The 4,685-nt window shown below is 40.5% G+C and carries 4 protein-coding genes; all 4 read left to right on the forward strand.

The window, feature by feature from the left end:
- Positions 1-361: 361 nt before the first annotated feature.
- The 4 genes from gap (at position 362) to AC1DPQ_RS18305 (ending at position 4,612) form a co-directional block, all read left to right on the forward strand.
- Positions 362-1,357 (forward strand): type I glyceraldehyde-3-phosphate dehydrogenase, encoded by a 996-nt coding sequence (gene gap / locus AC1DPQ_RS18290; RefSeq protein ID WP_477578824.1) that lies wholly within the window; start codon positions 362-364, stop codon positions 1,355-1,357.
- Between the two features lie 361 nt (positions 1,358-1,718).
- A complete protein-coding gene (locus AC1DPQ_RS18295) occupies positions 1,719-2,159 on the forward strand; it encodes a GNAT family N-acetyltransferase (protein ID WP_477610460.1) in 441 nt (146 codons plus the stop codon).
- Positions 2,160-2,161: 2 nt separating this feature from the next.
- Positions 2,162-3,355 (forward strand): phosphoglycerate kinase, encoded by a 1,194-nt coding sequence (locus tag AC1DPQ_RS18300; protein ID WP_477610461.1) that lies wholly within the window; start codon positions 2,162-2,164, stop codon positions 3,353-3,355.
- A gap of 282 nt (positions 3,356-3,637) precedes the next feature.
- On the forward strand, positions 3,638-4,612 hold the full coding sequence (locus tag AC1DPQ_RS18305) for a 3-keto-disaccharide hydrolase (protein WP_477610462.1): 975 nt from the start codon (positions 3,638-3,640) through the stop codon (positions 4,610-4,612).
- Positions 4,613-4,685: the final 73 nt, after the last annotated feature.

A 4,685-nucleotide genomic window follows, 5' to 3' on the forward strand; every position in this document is an offset into this window, starting at 1 on the left:
GCAGATTTGAAGTACCTAGCCCCGGTCGCAGCGGCATCCCTGGAGCGCAGCGCAGGGATATAGCGAAGGGGATATAGCGAAGAACGGGAACAAACATCCATAGCTATACAGGCGCTGCGCTCCTAAAAAAGAACTCATTTTTTTAAAGCGGATGACTTTGCGCACCGGAAATTTATTGTCCATCGATTGCCATGGTCTCTTTCCACTTCTATCATTTTGTAATGCCAAGTAGAATATTTTTGACCTTAGCACGAAAAAGATAGCTGCTGAAATAAGGTTTCATCATACCTTTTCCATCTTATATAATCAGGTCTTTGCTTTGATAAATAAATACTAATTTTGCGCTCTAATTTTTATAATAATGAGGCTGGCAATAAATGGTTTTGGTAGAATAGGAAGAACATTTTTACGCTTAGCATTGGCTGAGGGATTTGAAGTGGTGGCGATTAACGACCTGGCAGATGCCAAAACGATGGCTCACCTATTTAAGTACGATACTGTTCATGGTGTTTTCGCCGGGAGTGTTTCTGCAAAACCTGATGCACTGGTAATCAATCAGCTTTCTATTCCGGTTTTCGCTATCAAGGATGCCGATGAATTGCCTTGGTCGGCACTTAGGGTAGATCTGGTTATCGATTGTACTGGTAAAAATCTAACCAAGTCATCAGCAGAAAAACACATTACATCAGGCGCAAAACAGGTGTTGATCTCAGCCCCGGCTGCGGATGATATTCCGATGGTTGTATTAGGTGTAAACGACCATCAGATTGATTTAAGTAGCCCTGTATTATCAAATGCCAGTTGTACAACGAATAATATTGCCCCTATGATTAAGATTTTGAATGATAACTGGGGTGTTGAAGAGGGTTATATTACGACGATCCACTCGATGACAGGTGATCAGAATCTGCATGATGCGAACCATAAAGATCTGCGCAGGGCAAGGGCAGCTTCATCCTCCATTATTCCAACTACAACAGGGGCAGCAAAAGCCATTACCCATATTTTTCCGGAACTGGATGGCCGTTTAGGTGGGGCAGGAATCAGGGTTCCGGTTTTAAACGGATCGTTAACCGATTTTACCTGCCTGCTAAAGAAGAAGACAAGCATTGAAGAAATCAATGCAGCTTTTAAGCACGCTGCACAAAATGAATTGAAAGGTCTTATTGAGTATACCGAAGATCCAATTGTATCAGTCGATATTATCGACAACCCACATTCCTGTATTTTCGATTCGTTATTAACCTCTATCGTTGGCGATCTGGTTAAAGTGGTGGGCTGGTATGATAACGAATTTGGTTACAGTAGCCGTTTGATCGATGTGGTGAAAAAAATTGATCAGCTTGGTAAAGGCTAAAATGTAGGGCTGGTTTATTGCTTTATTAATCAATAGTACATGGTTAATTGCCTGCTGTAATCGGTTATTCATTGCAAAGCCCCAGTTCCAGATGCTGGATTAATTAATCGGTGGATCGACTCCTACCTCAGTGTTATTAAGTTAAGGGATAAATCGCAAACAGATGTCATCGTGAGGGATAATTTTTTGTATAAAAATCAAAATAGATGAAAGAGTCGTTTTTTTGCAGTGATCTAAAATGTTAAAAATTCTGGCCGATATTATTATCGGGTTTCAATTGCTTTATTAACTTTGCAAACGTTTGCAGTGCATCCAATAGCAATATCTTCACACTTGATGTAAGCTAGCTGATATTAAAAATATGGTCAAATTTATTCTTCCAGAAGAAGTACTGCCTTTAAGAAGCCTGGTTTTGCGCAATGGCAAACCATTCGAAGCATGCGTTTTTGAAGGCGATCTTGCCTACGATACCTTTCATCTTGGTTTTTTAAAAGATGGAGAAATAAAATCAATTGCCACCTTTATGCGGAACGATTTTTTTCCGGAAGAAGGAGAGGGCTATCAGCTTAGGGGCATGGCCACCCATCCCGATGCAGTTGGAAATGGTTATGGTGCTGCACTGGTTACTTTTGCCATTGAATACCTGAAAGAATATAAAACCGATTACTTATGGTGTAATGCCCGTTCAACGGCGGCAGCTTTTTACAAGAAAATCGGCTTTACTACCGAATCGCCAGAGTTCGATATCCCTGGCATCGGTTTCCATTACGAAATGAAATTAAACTTAAATCAAAATAATTAAACATGAATACAATTGACCAGTTTGACTTTAAAGATAAAAAAGCATTAATCAGGGTAGATTTTAATGTGCCTTTAGATGACGAATTTAAAATTACAGACGATAAAAGAATCAGGGCGGCTTTGCCAACCATTTCTAAAATCTTAAAAGATGGTGGTGCGGTTATTTTAATGTCTCACTTAGGTCGCCCGAAAGATGGCCCTACCGATAAATATTCTTTAAAGCACATCTTATCTGATCTATCTGCTCTTGTTGGTGTTGAAGTTAAGTTTGTTGATGATTGTATTGGCGAAAGCGCAGTAAAACAGGCAGCTGATTTAAAACCAGGTGAAGTTTTATTGTTAGAAAATCTTCGTTTTTACAAAGAAGAAGAAAAAGGTGATGTTGCCTTTGCAGAAAAATTATCAAAATTAGGCGACGTTTATGTAAACGATGCCTTTGGTACTGCTCACCGGGCACATGCTTCAACTTCAATTATTGCCCAGTTTTTCCCAGATGCAAAATACTTCGGTTATTTAATGGCCTCGGAAGTAGAAAATGCAGAGAAAATATTGAACCACGCAGAAAGACCTTTTACTGCAATTATGGGAGGTGCTAAAGTATCTGATAAAATTCTTTTGATCGAGAAATTGCTGGATAAGGTAGATAACCTGATTATTGGTGGTGGTATGGCTTACACTTTTGCTAAAGCGCAGGGCGGAGAAATTGGCACCTCATTGTTAGAAGCCGATAAACAAGCACTTTCTTTAGAATTGATCGAAAAAGCAAAAGCAAAAGGCGTAAACCTGATTTTACCTGTAGATACCGTAATTGCTGATAAATTTGCAAATGATGCCGATAAGAAGGATGTAGACTCTGGTCAGATTCCTGCAGATTGGATGGGACTGGATATCGGCCCAAAATCGGTTGCCCTGTTCCAGGATGTAATTAAAAATTCTAAAACCTTGTTGTGGAACGGACCGATGGGCGTTTTCGAAATGGAAAGTTTCCAGGTAGGTACTAAAGCTGTTGCAGAAGCAGTTGTAGCGGCTACTAAAGATAACGGAGCATTTTCATTGATCGGTGGTGGCGATTCAGCAGCCGCAATTGCAAAATTTGGCATGGAAGATGAAGTAAGTTACGTTTCTACCGGTGGTGGTGCTTTACTTGAGTATATGGAAGGCAAAGAATTGCCAGGTGTTAAAGCCATTAATGGATAAATATCAATCTTATATATAAACGGGCCCTTGCAGATCAAATTTGCAGGGGCCTTTGTTTTTAGATGATTTCAACTTACGCTGTTTTGCACATGGGTTAGCACACTTGTTTATTAAGACTTATCGTTATAACGGTACAGCAGTCTTGTAACGATGCTGTGCAGGAGCGAAGCACTACTTGTGCTTAAAACAAATAAATCATACCTTACTGGCAATTTACCTTGGCCTGTAACTTATTGGTCCTGGGTTATAAAACATCAGGTACATAATAATCAAATTACATTTATGAGAAAAAAAATCTTTTTGTTTAGTATAAGCTGTCTGTTCCTTGCAGGTCTGTCTCAAAAAACATTTGCTGCAAGAGTAACGATACCCGATAACATTAAACTTGCTGTTGAGCCTGCAGCATTGATTGGCCGTTGGGACATTACCGTTGATGTAAACGGAAAACCGGCGCCTGCCTGGATGGAAGTAAAACTATCTGGTTATAAAACTTTAGTGGGGTACTTTGTATCTACCGCTGGTAGTGCGCGTCCGGTATCGGAAGTGAAGTTTGATAATGGAAAATTCAGGTTCGAAATCCCGCCACAATGGGAAAGCGGTTCTTCGAATTTAGTTATCGATGGCACCGTGGGCGATGCAGGGATTCAGGGAACAATGACCAATTGCGATGGTAAACAATATAACTGGAAAGGCGTTAAGACACCTTACCTGAAAAGAACGGCAGCACCAGCTTGGGGCAAACCCATCAATTTGTTCAATGGCAAGGATCTGTCTGGCTGGAAAACCAATGGACCAAACCAATGGATAGTTAAAAACGGTATTTTAACCAGTCCGAAAGCGGGCTCAAATCTGATTTCTCAACAGAAGTATAATGATTTTAAGCTTCATGTAGAATTCAAATACGMCAAAGGCGGAAACAGTGGGGTATACTTAAGGGGCCGTTACGAGGTGCAGATTGAGGACAGCAAAAAAGATGCACATCCTAACAGCGTGCTATTCGGTGGCATTTATGGATTTTTAACCGCCAATGAAATGGTTACGCTTGGCCCGGATGAATGGCAGCGTTACGATATTACCCTTGTTGGCCGTTTGGTAACAGTGGTAGCCAATGGTAAAACCATCATCAGTAACCAGGAAATCCCGGGCATTACCGGAGGGGCATTGGATAGTAATGAGGGAGAGCCCGGGCCTATTTATCTTCAGGGAGATCATGAACCGATCGAATACCGGAAAATCGTCATTACACCGGCGAAATAATTATCTTTTATAGGAGAGGCTGTATCATAAATACAGACATTGTTATCCTGAGGGTTAATTTATTGTATAAAAA

It is taken from the genome of Pedobacter sp. 01T416_2, from assembly GCF_056398925.1.